The sequence below is a fragment of the Acidobacterium sp. S8 genome, assembly GCF_009765985.1.
In the GTDB taxonomy this organism is placed as follows: Bacteria; Acidobacteriota; Terriglobia; order Terriglobales; family Acidobacteriaceae; genus Alloacidobacterium.
Genome location: NZ_LMUM01000016.1, coordinates 91,935 through 105,988 on the forward strand (window position 1 = coordinate 91,935; position 14,054 = coordinate 105,988).

The following is a 14,054-nucleotide window of genomic DNA, read 5'->3' on the forward strand; positions in this document are numbered from 1 at the left end:
AAAACACGAATCGAAGTGCATGGAATCAACAACTCGTGACCTAATGAAAAGCCGCGATCCGGCTCAGTCACGTTGCGACATTATTTAAGCGGTGGGAACGGTTCTGCTTTCATAGATCCGTTACGCTGCTTCATCAGAATCTGAACTTTGCCCTCGGCCTCTTCGAGCTGCGTCTTGCACTCGGCGGAAAGCTGCATTCCTTCTTCAAACAGCTTGATGGAGTTTTCCAGCGGCAGGTCGCCGCGTTCCATTTGCTCTACAATTTTTTCCAGTCTCTTGAGAGATTCTTCAAAGTTTGCCAACGCCTGTCCCTTCAATCGTCTCTTGTTTTGCGTCCCGGCTGGGCAGCACGCCAGCCAACACCTCGGCAGCGGCGGTATACCTTCCAAAGGGGGCGCTGACCTGCACACCCTGCACCATGGGGCGGGCCGTTTCCAGCATCTCCTGGGCTATGCGAATGCCCTCAGCTCGCGCGCCTTCAGGTAATGTAGCCTGCTGCATGCGCAGCATCACGCTATCGGGTACCGACACGCGCAAATCGTTCTTCATAAACTCGGCGTTCCGCACACTGGTCAGCGGCCAGATACCCGCAATCACCGGGATCCGAAATCCTTCGATGCGCTTCAAAAAACTCTCCAGTACGCGCATATCGAAAACCGGCTGTGTGATCGCGTACTCCGCTCCGGCTTCCACCTTGTAAGCAAAGCGGCGCACCTCGTTATCAATATCCGGCACTCCCGGATTTGCCGCGCAGGCAATGGTTACACCCGTAGAAACACCGATAGGATTGCCGCCGATGTCCAGCCCGTGATTGAGGCGGTTGACGATATTCACCAGGCCGATGGCATCCACATCGAAAACCGCCGTGGCATCCGGATAGTTGCCCAGCTTAGGTGGGTCGCCCGTGAGGCACAGGATATTTTTAAGGCCAATCGAAGATGCGCCCAGAAGATCGCTTTGAATGCTCAAGACATTGCGATCGCGGCAGGTGTAGTGCAGTATCGTTTCGATTCCCGTCTTCTGCTGGATCTGGATGCAGAGGCTCTGCGCGCTCATGCGAGCCGAGGCACGCGGCGAGTCGGGAACGTTAATCACATCGATGCCCAGCTCTGCGAGAAGCGCCGCACCTGCGAGTTCCTTGGAACAGTCGATGCCTTTCGGAGGCACAATCTCGACCATTGCCACAAACTTGCCGTCATGGATAAGACGTCCCAACCGCGAGCGTTCCTCGATCGGCGGAGGCGGTGTTTCCGTCACAATTGGAGCGCGCGTATGGTGAGCGTGGTTGATCTTCTGCGCATCCACGGCCCGTGTTGCTGACTTCATCGCACGAATATGATTCGGCGTGGTGCCGCAACAGCCGCCGATCAACTGTACGCCTGCCTTTATGAACTTCTTGGCAAAGCTCGCCAGGTATTCCGGTGAGCATAGATAAATATTGCGTCCGTCAACAGCACGAGGCATGCCGGCATTCGGCATCACTACCAAAGGAAGGCTGCTCTCCGCGGCCATGCATTCGATGGCCGTCAAGACAGTCGCCGGTCCGGTGCTGCAGTTCACGCCGATCGCATCCGCACCCCAGGTGGTCAGTTTCGCAGCCGCTACTTCCGGAGTCGCGCCATCCAAACAGTGCGCTTCCTCGTCCACCGTAACCAGCGCAATCACCGGGATATCAGGCGCAACGGCACGCGCCGCCCGGAGAGCCTGCTCCGCCTCATTCAGCGCCGACATGGTTTCAATCACCAGCAAATCGGCGCCGACTCCGGGACCACCATCGGTCAGACCGCGAATCTGCTCGGCAAAAGCTTCATAAGCTTCTTCCAGAGACGTTTTGCCTAGCGGCTCAAGAAGAATTCCTAGTGGTCCCACGGAGCCGGCGACCCATGCCGTACCAGCCTGCTTGTCCTTCAATTGCTCAACTGCCTGTCGGGCAATTTTTACCCCGGCCTGGTTGATCGCCGCGACATTGTCCTGCAATCCATAGCGTCCAAGCCGGTAACGATTCGCGCCAAAAGTATTGGTTTCAACGACCTCGGCCCCTGCCTGCAGATATTCCTCGTGAATGGAGCGCACCAATTCCGGCTGCGACAGGTTAAGCTCGTCATAGCAGCGATTAATAAATACGCCGCGACCATAAAGCATTGTGCCCATTGCTCCGTCAAAGAGAATGGTGCGGGTACCAAGCAGGTTTTGGATTCTGTTTGTCATCACAAAGGGCTCTAGTCATGCTAAGTCACTTGCGGCATGAGCGCCAGCGGAACCGCCAGACTAATCAGGACCAGACTTGGGGGCTTCTGCTTTGTTATACTTGGCTTTCCCACGAACTCCGTAACAGGAACGGTAGAGGTCTTAAGGTTTTGAAGAAAAGAAGTCTCCTTTCAGTGGTTGCATTCATTTGCGCCGTCTCGTTTTTGACCGCCTGCGGCAAAAACTTTTATTTTGCAGGCCGTACTCTCCCGCCCAGCGGAGTGCTTAACCGGGTAATGGTGGCGATTCAGAATCCCAGCGCGCTATCGAAGGGAACGCTGCAGTTCGACGATGCGCTGTACGACATTCGCCACAGCTATAACAACAAAACGCCGCTCTTCAGCATCGGTGGATATTCCGGCGCCCTGCCCGTAACCATCCAGAACATGCCCGAGCAGCAGGTGGGGGCCGTCTATTCCATCGGCGATGGCAGCCTGACCATCGTGAGCTATGCCGGAGAAAAGGTTTCGACCACCACCGCAAGCAGCAGTCTGAACGGAATCTCCCAGAGCATTTTCACCTCTCGCGATCTAAGCTATATCTATGCGGCCTCGCAGTCGCTCCATTCGTTGACGGTAGTCGATCATGGCACGACCTATACTCTGAATCTTCCCGGCGTCTATCGCGTTTCGATTAACCCCGGCAATACTGTCGCTCTCGCGTTTGTCCAGAATACGAACGACGTATACAGCGTTGTTCACCTGAACGCAGACCAGCAGCAGGCAGCAATCAACAACCCGCACTGGAATCCCGGCCTTCCGAACTCCCAGCCTGCGCAGGACTGCTATCCGCAGAACCTTCCTGTCTATTGCGTCTTCCCCGTAAGCACTGGCAGCAATGTATCGTTTGATCATCCGACCAAGGCCGTTTTCTCGCCCGATGGTTCGACTGCCTATGTGCTCAACTGTGGCCCGGAATGTGGCGGGACCACATCCGGCGTCACCGCCATACCGATCACCGCATCCTCACTCAATCCCTCGGGCGTGGGCGCGAGCGGCATCGCGCTTCTGGCGACACAGACGATGGCTGTGCCGGGTGGAGTGACAAATGGCCTGTTTAACGGGAGTACCTTCTATTTGTCAGGGCAGCAGATACAGCCGGACGGCTTGCTCGCCGGCAACCTGTCCATCCTGAATCCGGCCACTGGCCAAGTGACCGGCCAGTATTCGATCAGCGACGGCACTCATAACAAAATGATCCTCGCCGATGACAATACCCTCTGGATCGGTTCCTATCAGTGCCAGTCAGGCGAGCGCTACAAGCTGAGCCAAAGCTCGGCTCCGGGCACTCCCTTCGGCTGCATCACCATGTTCAACACCGCCAATAATACTGCGCTCGTCGAATCCTTCAAAGGAGATGGCACCGGCGTCGCCGCTGTCACCGGCCTGAACAAGGTCTACACGGCAGAAGGCGGTCAGGTCTACATTTACAACACCGCCGACGGCTCCGCGCGTGACAATACCAACGTCACCGTCAACGGAACCGCCTACGACGTGGCCTACATGGACGCAGCCAGCGACGGCGACAATACGACCTACTAGATCCTGCAGCTGATAAACGAGTTATTCTTTGGGTCGTGGGTGCCCCATTCTTAGCGAAGCGAAGGGTGGGGAATCCGTCCAAGACTTTACAGAAAGAAAAGGCGCGATATTACATCGCGCCTTTTGCTTGTTGCCTCTTCAATTCCGCAAGAAAAGCCTGGTCACGTTCGCCAACATACCGCTGATAGCCCGCCGGATCCGCGAAGGGATTTGCCCCTCGATTCTTGATCTGCGCAAACTTCTCCGTCATCCCGTAATAGATTCCATGCGCCCCAAGAAACACATCGCAGGGCAATGATTTCAGCACACGAAACGTCTTCTCGTAATCCTGCGCAATTTGCGGATACGCTTTGTTATTCACCAGTTTGTATCCCGGATTGACATTCGGGCTGCCCACAATCACCACGTTATAGATGTGGCCGCCGTCCTTCACCTTCAGCGTCCACGTAGTGCAGCCTTTAGTGTGTCCCGGCGTCAGATGGGCCACAAGCACCGTATCGCCCAGCCGCACCTCGTCGCCGTCATGCAGAACGCGATCGACCTTTGCCGCCGGAAACCACATGTCCTTCGATTTTCCATACTGAAAATCGCTCTTGCCGCCGCTTTCCACGCTCGCGACATCGGCATCCATCACCATATATTTCGCGCCTGTCATCTGCTTGATGCGCGCGCTGCCGGCACAGTGGTCCATGTGCGCGTGGCTGATAAGCAAAATCTTGATATCGCTGAAGCGAAACCCGAGCTGCTCGACACTCTTCTTGATCTGCGCCGGCGAAGTTTCCAGATTGCTGTTGATCAGAATGTGACCCTGCGGCGTGGTAATCAGAAAAGCGGCCAGGTCTTTGCTGCCAACGTAATATACGTTCCCAATCACGCGATGCGCCGGGAAAGGAGCCGTCCATTCAGGATTAGTTTGCGAAAAAAGATTGGCAGGCTGCAAAAGAGAGCCCGCAAAGAAAATAATCAATGCAAAGATGCGAGAGAGCATACCTCCCAGCATGCCACCGCGCGCCGTGCCGTTGCCATCGCGTCTCCATAAACAACGATAACTTTCTATGTACACACCCTGCGGTTGCATTAGTGATACAAAATCTGTGGGAGTCCAACATCCGCGATGACCGATACTTCAATCGCCGACATTCTTGCCATCGCTGCCCATCGCGACGACATCGAGCAGACCTGCGGCGGCACATTGCTCAAGATGAAATCGCTCGGTTGGCGCACTGCGATCCTCGATCTTACGCAGGGAGAAGCGGGCACCCGCGGCTCTGCCGAAGAACGGTCAGCCGAAGCCGCCGCCGCCGCAAAAATTCTCGGCGTCAGCTGGCGTCAGGCGCTCGACATTTCCGACGGACGCGTTGAAAACACCTACGAAAACCGCGTCAAAATCGTCCGCGCCCTGCGCCAGGTCCGTCCTCGCGTCGTCATCCTGCCGTATTGGACAGGCCGCCACCCCGACCACTACACATCCTCTACGCTCGGCTACGAGGCCTGCTTTCTCTCCGGTCTTGCCCGGCTCGACACTGGCGCACCCCCGCATCGTCCTTTCAAGATTATTTACGCCAGCCTATATGCTGACGTGCGCCCCAGTTTCGTCGTCGATATCACGCCTTACATCGAGGAGCGCCACCAGTCTCTAATGGCCTACGCATCGCAATATCAGAATCAATTGACGGGCAGCGGACTCTTCGTACCAGAAGAAGAGATTCGTGAGCGCACTTTTGCCGAGGCACGTCATTACGGCCTGCTCGGCGGCGTGCGTTACGCGGAGCCATTTGTGCAGAAGGAAATTGGATTAGTGGATGACGTGCTGCGTATTCCGGTGCAGTCGATCTAGCTTATTCCGCGTTGAGAGTCTGCCCGGAAGATTCGACAGCGTTTACCACCCGATTACGCCCGTTGCGTTTGGCCTCGTAGAGCGCCTGATCGGCAGCTTCGATAAGAAGATTTTGATTTGTATACGGCTCAGGATTTATCGTGGAACAGCCGATGCTGACTGTTACCAGCCCGTGTTGGCTCCCGGCATGCACGACGCCCTGCTCCGCCACCAGTGAGCGGATCCGCTCTGCCAGCCCCACCGCCGCCTCGCAACTCGTTTCCGGCAGGATAATCGCAAACTCTTCACCGCCGAAGCGTCCCACCAGGTCTCCAGGCCGCTGAATCAGATCCAGGGCAACCCGGGCAATCTGTCGCAGACAGTTGTCACCCTGCAGGTGCCCATAGAAATCGTTATACAGCTTGAAGTGATCCACATCGAGCAGCAGTAGCGAGAGGGGAGAGCCAGTCCGGGCAGCCCTCCGCCACTCTTGTGAAAGCGATTCATCAAACTGTCTACGGTTGGCCGTTCCGGTCAATGCATCGACGGACGCAAGCGCTTCCAGCGCAAGATAAGCGTCCTGCAGTTTCTCCTCAGCCGCCTTCCGTTCGGAAATATTGCGTACCACATTCACGTAGCCGATCGGTTCGCCAGTGATGCGATCGCAGTACAGGCTGATGTTGGCTTCCATCCATATGTACTCACCGTCTTTCTTACGGCAGCGATAGCTTAGCGTTTTTGACGGCTCGCCTGCCTTCAGTGCCTCCAGCGTCGCCGTCATCGCCGGAATATCATCCGGATGCACAATGTTCTTCTGGTAAGTCCCGCCGAGCAGCTCTTTGGGGTCCCATCCCATCATCCATTGCACCGCAGGCGATAGATATTCGCGGCGGTGTTCAAGGTCCGTAAGCACAATAATGTCCCGCGAGTTTTCCGCCAGAAGCCGGTATAGCTGCTCGCTCTTGCGCGCTGCCTGCTCCAGCAGACGCCGTTCGTTCAGCACCACGGCCACCAGGGCCACGCACAACACGGCGCTTGCCAGAAGGACCTGAACAAGAAAGACCTGTTTCTGCCAGCTCAACTCAAAGCCATGTACAACGGCCCCGCCCCCTTTTGCCACCACCATGATGCAAAAGGCCGCGATACCGCATACGCCTACCACTCCGCCGCCCATGCCAAGTCGCACCACCAGCAGCAACAGGGGTGGAAAGACAGTGAAAAATATGGGCAGGTGGGTGTAGCGGAATATCGCAAGCGGCAGCAAGTACAAGAGGACCAGGAGGCCGGTCAGCTCCAGAAGCCGATTTCTTCGAAATAATGCAGCGACTTCACCATCCAGCAATGACAGGACGATAGGAGTGACGATGATCGTTCCCAGGGTGTTCGAGAAGAACCAGTGCAAGCCGAAATTCCGCGGCGCTGGAGATTGCATCTGAAAAATGGCAACAGCGAAAACCGCTGAAATGGCAGGCCCAAGGATGCCGCCTACCAGGCACAACCGGGCCAGTTCGCGGGGCCGTGAGAACCGAACCGCGTCTCGGGTGATATGAGCAAATGGATACGATGCGATGGCTACTTCCAACATGTCGCAGGCGGTGAGCGTCAGGCTGAGGAACACCGTATCGTGCATGTACAAATGCGCCAGCACATTTGTCACATATCCGATTCCGAAAATAACCGGCCATTTGTTCCGCCGATTCAGCAGCAGGGCTGAAAGTATCAGGCCGTTGGGCCACCAGAACGCGGCGTCACCGCCATCCTTTGCATCGAGCCACAGCGAGCCGCACGCACCCAGGAAAATAAGAACAGCCAGAGCGGCCATCGCAGATACAAACCTGGGATTCAATATAAAACGGTCATCGGCACGCAAACGATCCATATCCCGTCTTTAGCGACAATCGATCTCGCTTCAGGAGAAACCGGTGGCAAAGAGCGCATGCGAGCCAGCCCCGGAGAAAAGGTATTTTCAGGCTACCTGATTTTTTTGAGGTTGGGTATCCAGGAAATATTGCCGGATCCATCGATGCCGATTTCGAGCGTTCCCTGCTCGCCCTCCTGCAGTTCCGGCCCGGTGACGCTATGGGTCTTGCCCTGTGCGTCGGTAAATTGCATCGTCACTGGGCCCGATCCTTGAATTTTGAACCGGTAATGGAAGGCTGTTGCAGGCGGCAGGGATCCTGTTCCAAAGCTGGCGCTGGGATAATCCACTTCGATGAGGCTGACTTGCCCCTGGCCGTGATTTGTAATGGTGGTGGACACAAAAGCAGAACGGCAGCCGCCAAGAAGCAGCGCCGACAGGGAAATAGCGGAGCCAAGAAGAAAAGCTTTTTTCATACGGTTGTTTTTGCGCTCAGAGCGTAGTCTTACGTTCAAGAATACGCGCAGTCAAAACAACCCCGGTCTCGTTGGTATGGAGAGTAATAGGGAACACAAGGACATTCCACACCCACTCCTCCCCCTTGCGCGGCAGGTTCAGCAGTCCCCGGTACGTACGATCGATATATGTTTCTCGCGTGGCAGCCACGGTGCGAATAATGTCCCGCCAGTCCCAGGCGAGGTCAGACATCTCGTCGAACATGTTGCGGCCAGGAAACCAGTCACGCGACCGCTCCAGCAAACGCGCGCATGTTTCGTTCACATAATGCCAATTGCCCTGCGCATCCAGAACTTCGAGCACCACATCGTCGCCCATCGCCATGTTGATGCGGGAATAAAAAAAGTCCCGCGCATCCACGACCACGGGTCTGCCCCGTTTCTTCGCCTCAAACGAGCGTAGGGCGGTCACCAGGTCATCGATCGAGCTGTAGCCCTTCAACAGGTGCATATCCTCCGGGCCGCCAAACCTGCGTTCGAGCGTCGCCGAAAGAATGATGATGGGAACCTGGGGGCGCTGCTGCCGCAGCTTCGATGCTACTTCCGTGCCAAACTTACCCGCGCCCAGATGATAATCGAGTACGGCAATATCGATTTCGTCGAGCAGTTTCTCTGCCTCGCCGATCGTCGCCGCCGTTTCAGTCAAATAACCGTATTTTCTAAGGATGGTAGAGCGGAGCAGCAGGTTCTCTGGATGATCATCAAGCAGCAGTACTTTTACAGGCGCTGTAACAACCTGCAAACCCGCGGATTCCCGGTCAGTCTCGTTTTGCATGTTCTCTCTGGGATGCAGTTTTAAGCCATAATGCTGCTATTCTGCGGTTTCTTTCGATTTTCTCTGTAGCTGACGTAACATCTCGGGCAATCTCGGCATAATCGCGCAAACCCGCAGCCACTGCCGATTATCATACGAGGGCGATCCGCTGATAATTTTGCCTGGTTCTATGTCATGACCCACGCCGGATTGTGCCGTTACAATCACTCGGTCTCCGATATGGCAGTGTCCCGCCACGCCGACCTGTCCGGCCAGGATCGCATCGTTGCCGACATGCGTCGAGCCAGCCAGTCCGACCTGCGCACAGAGCAGAGTATTTTCGCCAATCGAAGACCCATGCCCTACCTGCACAAGGTTATCGATCTTCGCCCCGCGGCCGATGCGCGTCTCGCCTACACTGGCCCGATCGATGCACGAATTTGCCTGAATTTCGACCTCATCCTCCACAATTGTGGGCCCGGATTGCACAATTTTGCGCCATTTTCCTGCATTATCCTTGGCGAATCCGTAGCCATCCGAACCGACGATCACGCCATTCTGCAGAATGACCCCATTGCCGAGCCGGCAATTTTCCCGCACCACGGCATGGGCGTGGGCAAAAAAATAATTCCCGATCTCTACATTCGGATAAATCACCACATGCGGGAGGATCGTTGCATGATCGCCGATTACGCAGTGTTCGCCGATCACCGCGTAGGCTCCAATCGAAGCGCCCTTACCGACTTTCGCAGAAGGATGAATGACGGCCGTAGGATGTATCTCCGGTGCGTAAACCGGCGCCGGATGGAAGATCTCGATCGCGCGTGCAAAAGCCAGGTACGGGTTCGAAATGCGCAGCGTAGCCGCTTCGATCTCCGGAAAATCCGGAGCCACCAGCACCGCGCCAGCTTTCGTCTTCTTGGCCAGCGGAGCATATTTCGGATTCGCCACAAAAGTGGCGTGCTCCGCGCCAGCTTCTTCAATTCCGGCCACGCCGGTAATTTCCGTGTCTGGATTCCCGCGATATTCCGCACCTAAAAGCCGGGCAAGCTCTGCTAACTTCATGCGCAGATTGTACCTTTATGGGGAAGTTCATTGTCGCGTGAGAGGGAAGAGCGTCTCCTGCTGTTCGGCATCCGGTTTGGCCGCTGCCGACGGCTTCTTCTTGGCCGTGCTCCCGATTACTGCCACAATTTCCAACCCTGTGAGTGCTGTTCGGGGCAGCCAGATGCGCTGGGTATTGCTCCGCGTGTCAGGTGGAGTAAGAAAAAATCCGGCCTCATCCAGCAGCCCCAAATTATTCTCCGCCAGGCCTTCCAGAACATCCCCATCCCGTAGTTGGGCCCGGAGCCATAAGCCTTCGCCGCGTGGCCGCCCGGCAAAGTTCTTGCGAATCAGCCGCTCTGGGTTATCGATTTCTCCGGAATTAAAGTCGCGAACAAAGCAGGCCCATTTAAGCTCCTGAATGGAAAAGGGCAATACTTTCCCCGCTAGGTCGAGTACTTCGAGCGACCCGTCGTGTGCGAAGTCGCTTGCAGGCAGATATCCCGCTACCCAATCCCGTGAAAATCGACGAAGAATGACTTTTTTCCGGCTCGAACCCATAGTTTCTTCAGACGCTCGTCATTGTCGCATGTTAAAAGCGAAGCGCAGCGAAAATTGTGCAAACTGGTAGCCAAGCGGATTCCCATATGTTACAGTGTTCCTTTGTATCCCGCTGCAATTTGCCCATAAGTTATTGTAAATGAGTATCTTAATGTGACATGGGAATGATTGCTGTCGGGGCCGCTGAGTTTTCAGAATCCGCATAGATTGTTAAGGCATGCCTGACTACATTTATCTCTTAGAAAATCGTCTTTCACCCGCCCAACAGAATGCAATCGAACAGGTTCGTCAAGCCGCCAAGGCTGCAGGGATGACGGTATTTCTGACCGGCGGCGCGATCCGTGATTTATCCACCGGATCATCCGTCCGCGACCTTGATTTCACGGTTCAAGGAAATGTTACTAAACTGAAGAAACCATTAGAGAAAAGCGGTGCCACGCTGTGGGGCGAATATGAGCCCTCGCGCACGCTTTTCTTCTGGTTTCCAGGCAGCGTAAGGGTCGAAATCTCAAGCGCCCGCCGCGAGGAATTTCCTAAGCCCGGCAAGCCTGTATACCACTGGGCCACCATTCAGGAAGATCTCCGTCGCCGCGATTTCACTGCGAACGCCATGGCCATCTCCCTCAACGAGGGATCGTTTGGCCTTCTATTGGATCCTCTGAACGGCATGGCCGATCTGGAGACCCGTCATCTGCGGCTGGTCAGTCCTTATGGCTTTATTGAAGATCCCTCCCGTCTGCTCCGCGCCACGCGCCTGAAAAGCCGCCTGAGCTGGGAGCTCGACGAGCGAACCCAGACGCGCTACGAAAACGCCAAGAACGAAAACATGATCGATTCAATTCCAGTCCACCTTAAAGGATATGAGCTGGAAGAGATCGGCCATGAAGAAGACGGCCTGCGCGCCCTGAAGGCGCTCGAAGCCGAAGGCTGGATGAAGCATATCTGTCCGGCTTGGACGGCATCCAAAGTCGATGTCCATGGGCTCGAGAATCTTCAGGAAAACTATTACCAGTTAATCATGCAGGGTGTGCATCCCGATCTCTCTGCTGGCCAGATGGAGCTGCTCACCGCGAAAATGCAGCCCAAAGATATCGCATCGCTCAAGAAGACCTTTATCCGCCCCGGGTTTGTCGACCAGTGGAATCATCTCGAAGCGGGAGCCAAAGAGTTCGCAAAGGTCCTCACGGGCAAAGAAGCCAACACGCCTTCTGCGGCCTGGAAGCTCTTCGCCTCCTATCAGCCGGAGTCAGTTTTATGGCTGGCACATACCGGTAAGGGTGCAGCCATCCAGGGTAAGTTCAAGAATTTCTTCACTGTCTGGCCGGCAGCGAAGCAGAAAATTCCTCTCGCGCTCATGCTCGAGATGCGCATTACGCCGGAACTCGAGCGTTACGACGAGCTGCTGAACGAGTTGTTCTTTCAGCTCATGGATGGAAAGCTCCAGACTGACGAGGAGATGCGTGCGTTCCTTGAACCCTATTCTCCGCCCGCGCCGCCGCCGCCGGTCACGATCCGTCGCTCGCGAAAGAAAGCGGCCGAGCCAAAGATCAAGACAGAAAAGATTACGGATGACGAGATCGATGACGAGCATCCCCATGCTCATGATCTGGATCTCGATTCAGACGATCTCGACGACACAGACGACGAAGATTCACACGAAGAAAGACTGAAACCTGCGAAGTCCGTTTCCGCGCCGGCTGCCAAAAGTGCTGCTGCCGCCAAGGTACAGCCAGCGCAGACTAAACCTGCGGCTCCGCCTAAACAGCCAGAGAAGCCAGTCAAAGCCGTAAAGAAGGAAGCACCAAAGCCTGCAGCGAAGGCCGCACCCGTAAAAGCTGTTCCGGCCAAGAAGACGGCTGCGAAGGCTACCCATGCGGCTCCGGCAAAGAAGGCTGCTCCGCCGAAGAAGGCAGCAAAGAAGCCCGCGCCGAAGCCTGCAAAGAGGGCACCCGCCAAGAAGACCGTCAAACCGGCCGCAAAAAAAGCCGTTGCCAAACCCGCGAAATCCGCAAAGTCAGCAGCAAAAAAGAAGCGCTAAACGAATCTCATCCTGCCTTGCCGCCGTGCTATCGTCGTATCCAACTTCCTACTTGGAGCACGACGCATGGCAGGCGGCACCTGGATACGTGTAGCAGTACTCTGTTTGACCTTCAGCGCAATCTGCGCTTTCGCGCAACCATCGATTCATCAGGACGACCGCCTCGAAGGAGCGTACACCTTCGAGCGCAATGGCTGGACCTACGTCCACCTCCAAGGCACTCCCGACCAGATCGGCTACCAGCACGGTTATTTATTGGCCTCACAGATTGAAGACGCCTACCATGTCTTCAAATTGCAGGACGAGCACAGCACGCAGCGCGACTGGGCTTTCTACCGCAACGCTGCCAAAACCATTCTCTGGCCTCACATCGATCCTGAATATCAGCAGGAGCTCTCGGGTATAGCCGAAGGCGTGCAGGCCAAAGGCATTCATCTTGACGTGTGGGACATAGTCGCTGTCAACGGAACGATGGAGTTATCGGATTACTACGTTCCCTGGCTCAACAAGCAGCAACACGCGCAGAATCCTCCCAAACTCAACGCGCCCGGCAATTGCAGCGCCTTCGTCGCCACCGGAAGCTACACCAAAGACGGCAAAATCGTCATCGCCCACAATAACTGGACCTCCTATGCCGAAGGCTCGCGCTGGACCATTATGTTCGACATCCAGCCTGCAAAGGGCCACCGCATCATCATGGATGGCGTTCCCGGCATGATCACCAGTAACGACGACTTCGGCGTCAGTGACGCCGGCATCATGCTTAGCGAAACCACCATCAGCCAGTTTGAAGGATGGAACTCCGACGGCTCACCTACCTTTATGCGTTCGCGCAAGGCGTTGCAGTATGCCGATTCGATTGACGACGTAGTAGCGACGATGCGCACGGGTAACAACGGCGGCTATGCCAACGACTGGCTCATCGGCGACCGCAAAACCGGCGAAGTCGCCTACCTTGAGCTCGGCCTCAAAAACACCCCGCTCTGGCGCACGAAAGACGGCTACTTCGTGAGCTCCAACTTCGCCCGCGATCCCAAGTTGATTAAAGAAGAGACGGACGGCTTCAAATACGACGACCTCTCTACATCGCCAAACGCAAGGCGCGTGCGCTGGGAGCAGGAAATGGCCTCACATAAGGGGAACATCGACGCCACAACAGCCGAGCAGTTCCTCGCCGACCACGAAGACAGCTTCCTGAAAAAACAACAGGCCGACCAGCACAGCCTCTGCGGCCACGTCGATACCGTGAAGGAAGGCATTCCGCAATGGGACTGGGCTCCGTACTATCCCGGCGGCGCAGTGCAGGGCAAAGTCACTACCAGCGACATGGCCGAGCAGATGAGCCTCATCGCGCACGCAGGCCATCCCTGCGGTGAAGATTTTCTCGCCGCTCCTTTTCTCACCGCGCACCCGGAATATCTCTGGATGAAGCCCATCCTGCGCGATATGAAGTCGGGTCCGTGGACGACATTCAAGGCAGGGGAAAAACAGAATCAGGAATAACGCGAATAGAAGACTCGTCATTCTGACGACCAACGGGAGGAAGAATCTCAAACCAGGATGGGGGGATTCTTCGAGACGTTCAGAATGACGCTCCCCGCTCTTTTGCGATACATCATAAGAGAAATGCTTTAGCCGCTGAGATAGTTGAATTTTAAGAATTCCCAATAGGGATGAAAC

General features: G+C 55.8%; 12 protein-coding genes. 4 read left to right on the forward strand and 8 right to left on the reverse strand.

The genetic code is table 11. The features are described from left to right. Window positions 1-80: 80 nt before the first annotated feature. Both xseB and GSQ86_RS05885 read right to left on the reverse strand, forming a co-directional pair. Window positions 81-302, reverse strand: a complete 222-nt coding sequence (xseB, locus tag GSQ86_RS05880; RefSeq protein ID WP_158749063.1) for an exodeoxyribonuclease VII small subunit — start codon at window positions 300-302, stop codon at window positions 81-83. Further along, window positions 289-2,208, reverse strand: a complete 1,920-nt coding sequence (locus GSQ86_RS05885; RefSeq protein WP_158749027.1) for a bifunctional homocysteine S-methyltransferase/methylenetetrahydrofolate reductase — start codon at window positions 2,206-2,208, stop codon at window positions 289-291. Before GSQ86_RS05885 ends, xseB begins: the two co-directional genes overlap by 14 nt. Before the next feature lie 173 nt (window positions 2,209-2,381). Here GSQ86_RS05885 and GSQ86_RS05890 point away from each other — a divergent pair, with 173 nt between their 5' ends. Then, a complete protein-coding gene (locus tag GSQ86_RS05890) occupies window positions 2,382-3,788 on the forward strand; it encodes a hypothetical protein (RefSeq protein ID WP_158749028.1) in 1,407 nt (468 codons plus the stop codon). A 109-nt stretch (window positions 3,789-3,897) separates the two neighbouring features. Here GSQ86_RS05890 and bla read toward each other — a convergent pair whose 3' ends face one another. Continuing rightward, entirely contained in the window at window positions 3,898-4,851 is a 954-nt protein-coding gene (gene bla / locus GSQ86_RS05895) for a subclass B3 metallo-beta-lactamase (RefSeq protein ID WP_254062175.1), read from the reverse strand. 51 nt (window positions 4,852-4,902) lie between these two features. Between bla and bshB1 the strand changes: the two genes are divergently transcribed. Then, window positions 4,903-5,625 (forward strand): bacillithiol biosynthesis deacetylase BshB1, encoded by a 723-nt coding sequence (gene bshB1, locus GSQ86_RS05900; protein WP_158749030.1) that lies wholly within the window; start codon window positions 4,903-4,905, stop codon window positions 5,623-5,625. Window position 5,626: 1 nt separating this feature from the next. On the opposite strand, the gene GSQ86_RS05905 is transcribed toward bshB1, so the two are convergent. The 5 genes from GSQ86_RS05905 to GSQ86_RS05925 all read right to left on the reverse strand — a co-directional run bounded on the left by GSQ86_RS05905 (window position 5,627) and on the right by GSQ86_RS05925 (window position 10,336). Beyond that, complete coding sequence (locus GSQ86_RS05905) at window positions 5,627-7,483, reverse strand: GGDEF domain-containing protein (RefSeq protein WP_158749031.1); 1,857 nt, start codon at window positions 7,481-7,483, stop codon at window positions 5,627-5,629. Window positions 7,484-7,575: 92 nt separating this feature from the next. Beyond that, window positions 7,576-7,938 carry a hypothetical protein gene (locus tag GSQ86_RS05910; RefSeq protein WP_158749032.1) on the reverse strand — a complete coding sequence of 121 codons (363 nt, stop codon included), beginning with the start codon at window positions 7,936-7,938 and terminating at the stop codon, window positions 7,576-7,578. 16 nt (window positions 7,939-7,954) lie between these two features. Next, a complete protein-coding gene (locus GSQ86_RS05915) occupies window positions 7,955-8,752 on the reverse strand; it encodes a response regulator (RefSeq protein ID WP_158749033.1) in 798 nt (265 codons plus the stop codon). A gap of 36 nt (window positions 8,753-8,788) precedes the next feature. Then, window positions 8,789-9,796, reverse strand: coding sequence for a UDP-3-O-(3-hydroxymyristoyl)glucosamine N-acyltransferase (gene lpxD, locus GSQ86_RS05920; RefSeq protein ID WP_158749034.1), 1,008 nt, complete (start codon window positions 9,794-9,796; stop codon window positions 8,789-8,791). A 27-nt stretch (window positions 9,797-9,823) separates the two neighbouring features. Next, entirely contained in the window at window positions 9,824-10,336 is a 513-nt protein-coding gene (locus tag GSQ86_RS05925; protein WP_158749035.1) for a hypothetical protein, read from the reverse strand. Window positions 10,337-10,553: 217 nt separating this feature from the next. Between GSQ86_RS05925 and GSQ86_RS05930 the strand changes: the two genes are divergently transcribed. Then, window positions 10,554-12,374 carry a CCA tRNA nucleotidyltransferase gene (locus GSQ86_RS05930; protein ID WP_158749036.1) on the forward strand — a complete coding sequence of 607 codons (1,821 nt, stop codon included), beginning with the start codon at window positions 10,554-10,556 and terminating at the stop codon, window positions 12,372-12,374. Between the two features lie 66 nt (window positions 12,375-12,440). Then, window positions 12,441-13,877, forward strand: coding sequence for a C45 family peptidase (locus tag GSQ86_RS05935; protein WP_158749037.1), 1,437 nt, complete (start codon window positions 12,441-12,443; stop codon window positions 13,875-13,877). Window positions 13,878-14,054 lie beyond the last annotated feature (177 nt).

What these genes read in the sequence shown, in the direction of transcription:
- GSQ86_RS05885 (WP_158749027.1), bottom strand. Translation starts at nt 2,208, where the DNA reads ATGACAAACAGAATCCAAAACCTGCTTGGTACCCGCACCATTCTCTTT.
- bshB1 (WP_158749030.1), top strand. Translation starts at nt 4,903, where the DNA reads ATGACCGATACTTCAATCGCCGACATTCTTGCCATCGCTGCCCATCGC.
- GSQ86_RS05905 (WP_158749031.1), bottom strand. Translation starts at nt 7,483, where the DNA reads ATGGATCGTTTGCGTGCCGATGACCGTTTTATATTGAATCCCAGGTTT.
- GSQ86_RS05910 (WP_158749032.1), bottom strand. Translation starts at nt 7,938, where the DNA reads ATGAAAAAAGCTTTTCTTCTTGGCTCCGCTATTTCCCTGTCGGCGCTG.
- GSQ86_RS05915 (WP_158749033.1), bottom strand. Translation starts at nt 8,752, where the DNA reads ATGCAAAACGAGACTGACCGGGAATCCGCGGGTTTGCAGGTTGTTACA.
- lpxD (WP_158749034.1), bottom strand. Translation starts at nt 9,796, where the DNA reads ATGAAGTTAGCAGAGCTTGCCCGGCTTTTAGGTGCGGAATATCGCGGG.
- GSQ86_RS05925 (WP_158749035.1), bottom strand. Translation starts at nt 10,336, where the DNA reads ATGGGTTCGAGCCGGAAAAAAGTCATTCTTCGTCGATTTTCACGGGAT.
- GSQ86_RS05930 (WP_158749036.1), top strand. Translation starts at nt 10,554, where the DNA reads ATGCCTGACTACATTTATCTCTTAGAAAATCGTCTTTCACCCGCCCAA.
- GSQ86_RS05935 (WP_158749037.1), top strand. Translation starts at nt 12,441, where the DNA reads ATGGCAGGCGGCACCTGGATACGTGTAGCAGTACTCTGTTTGACCTTC.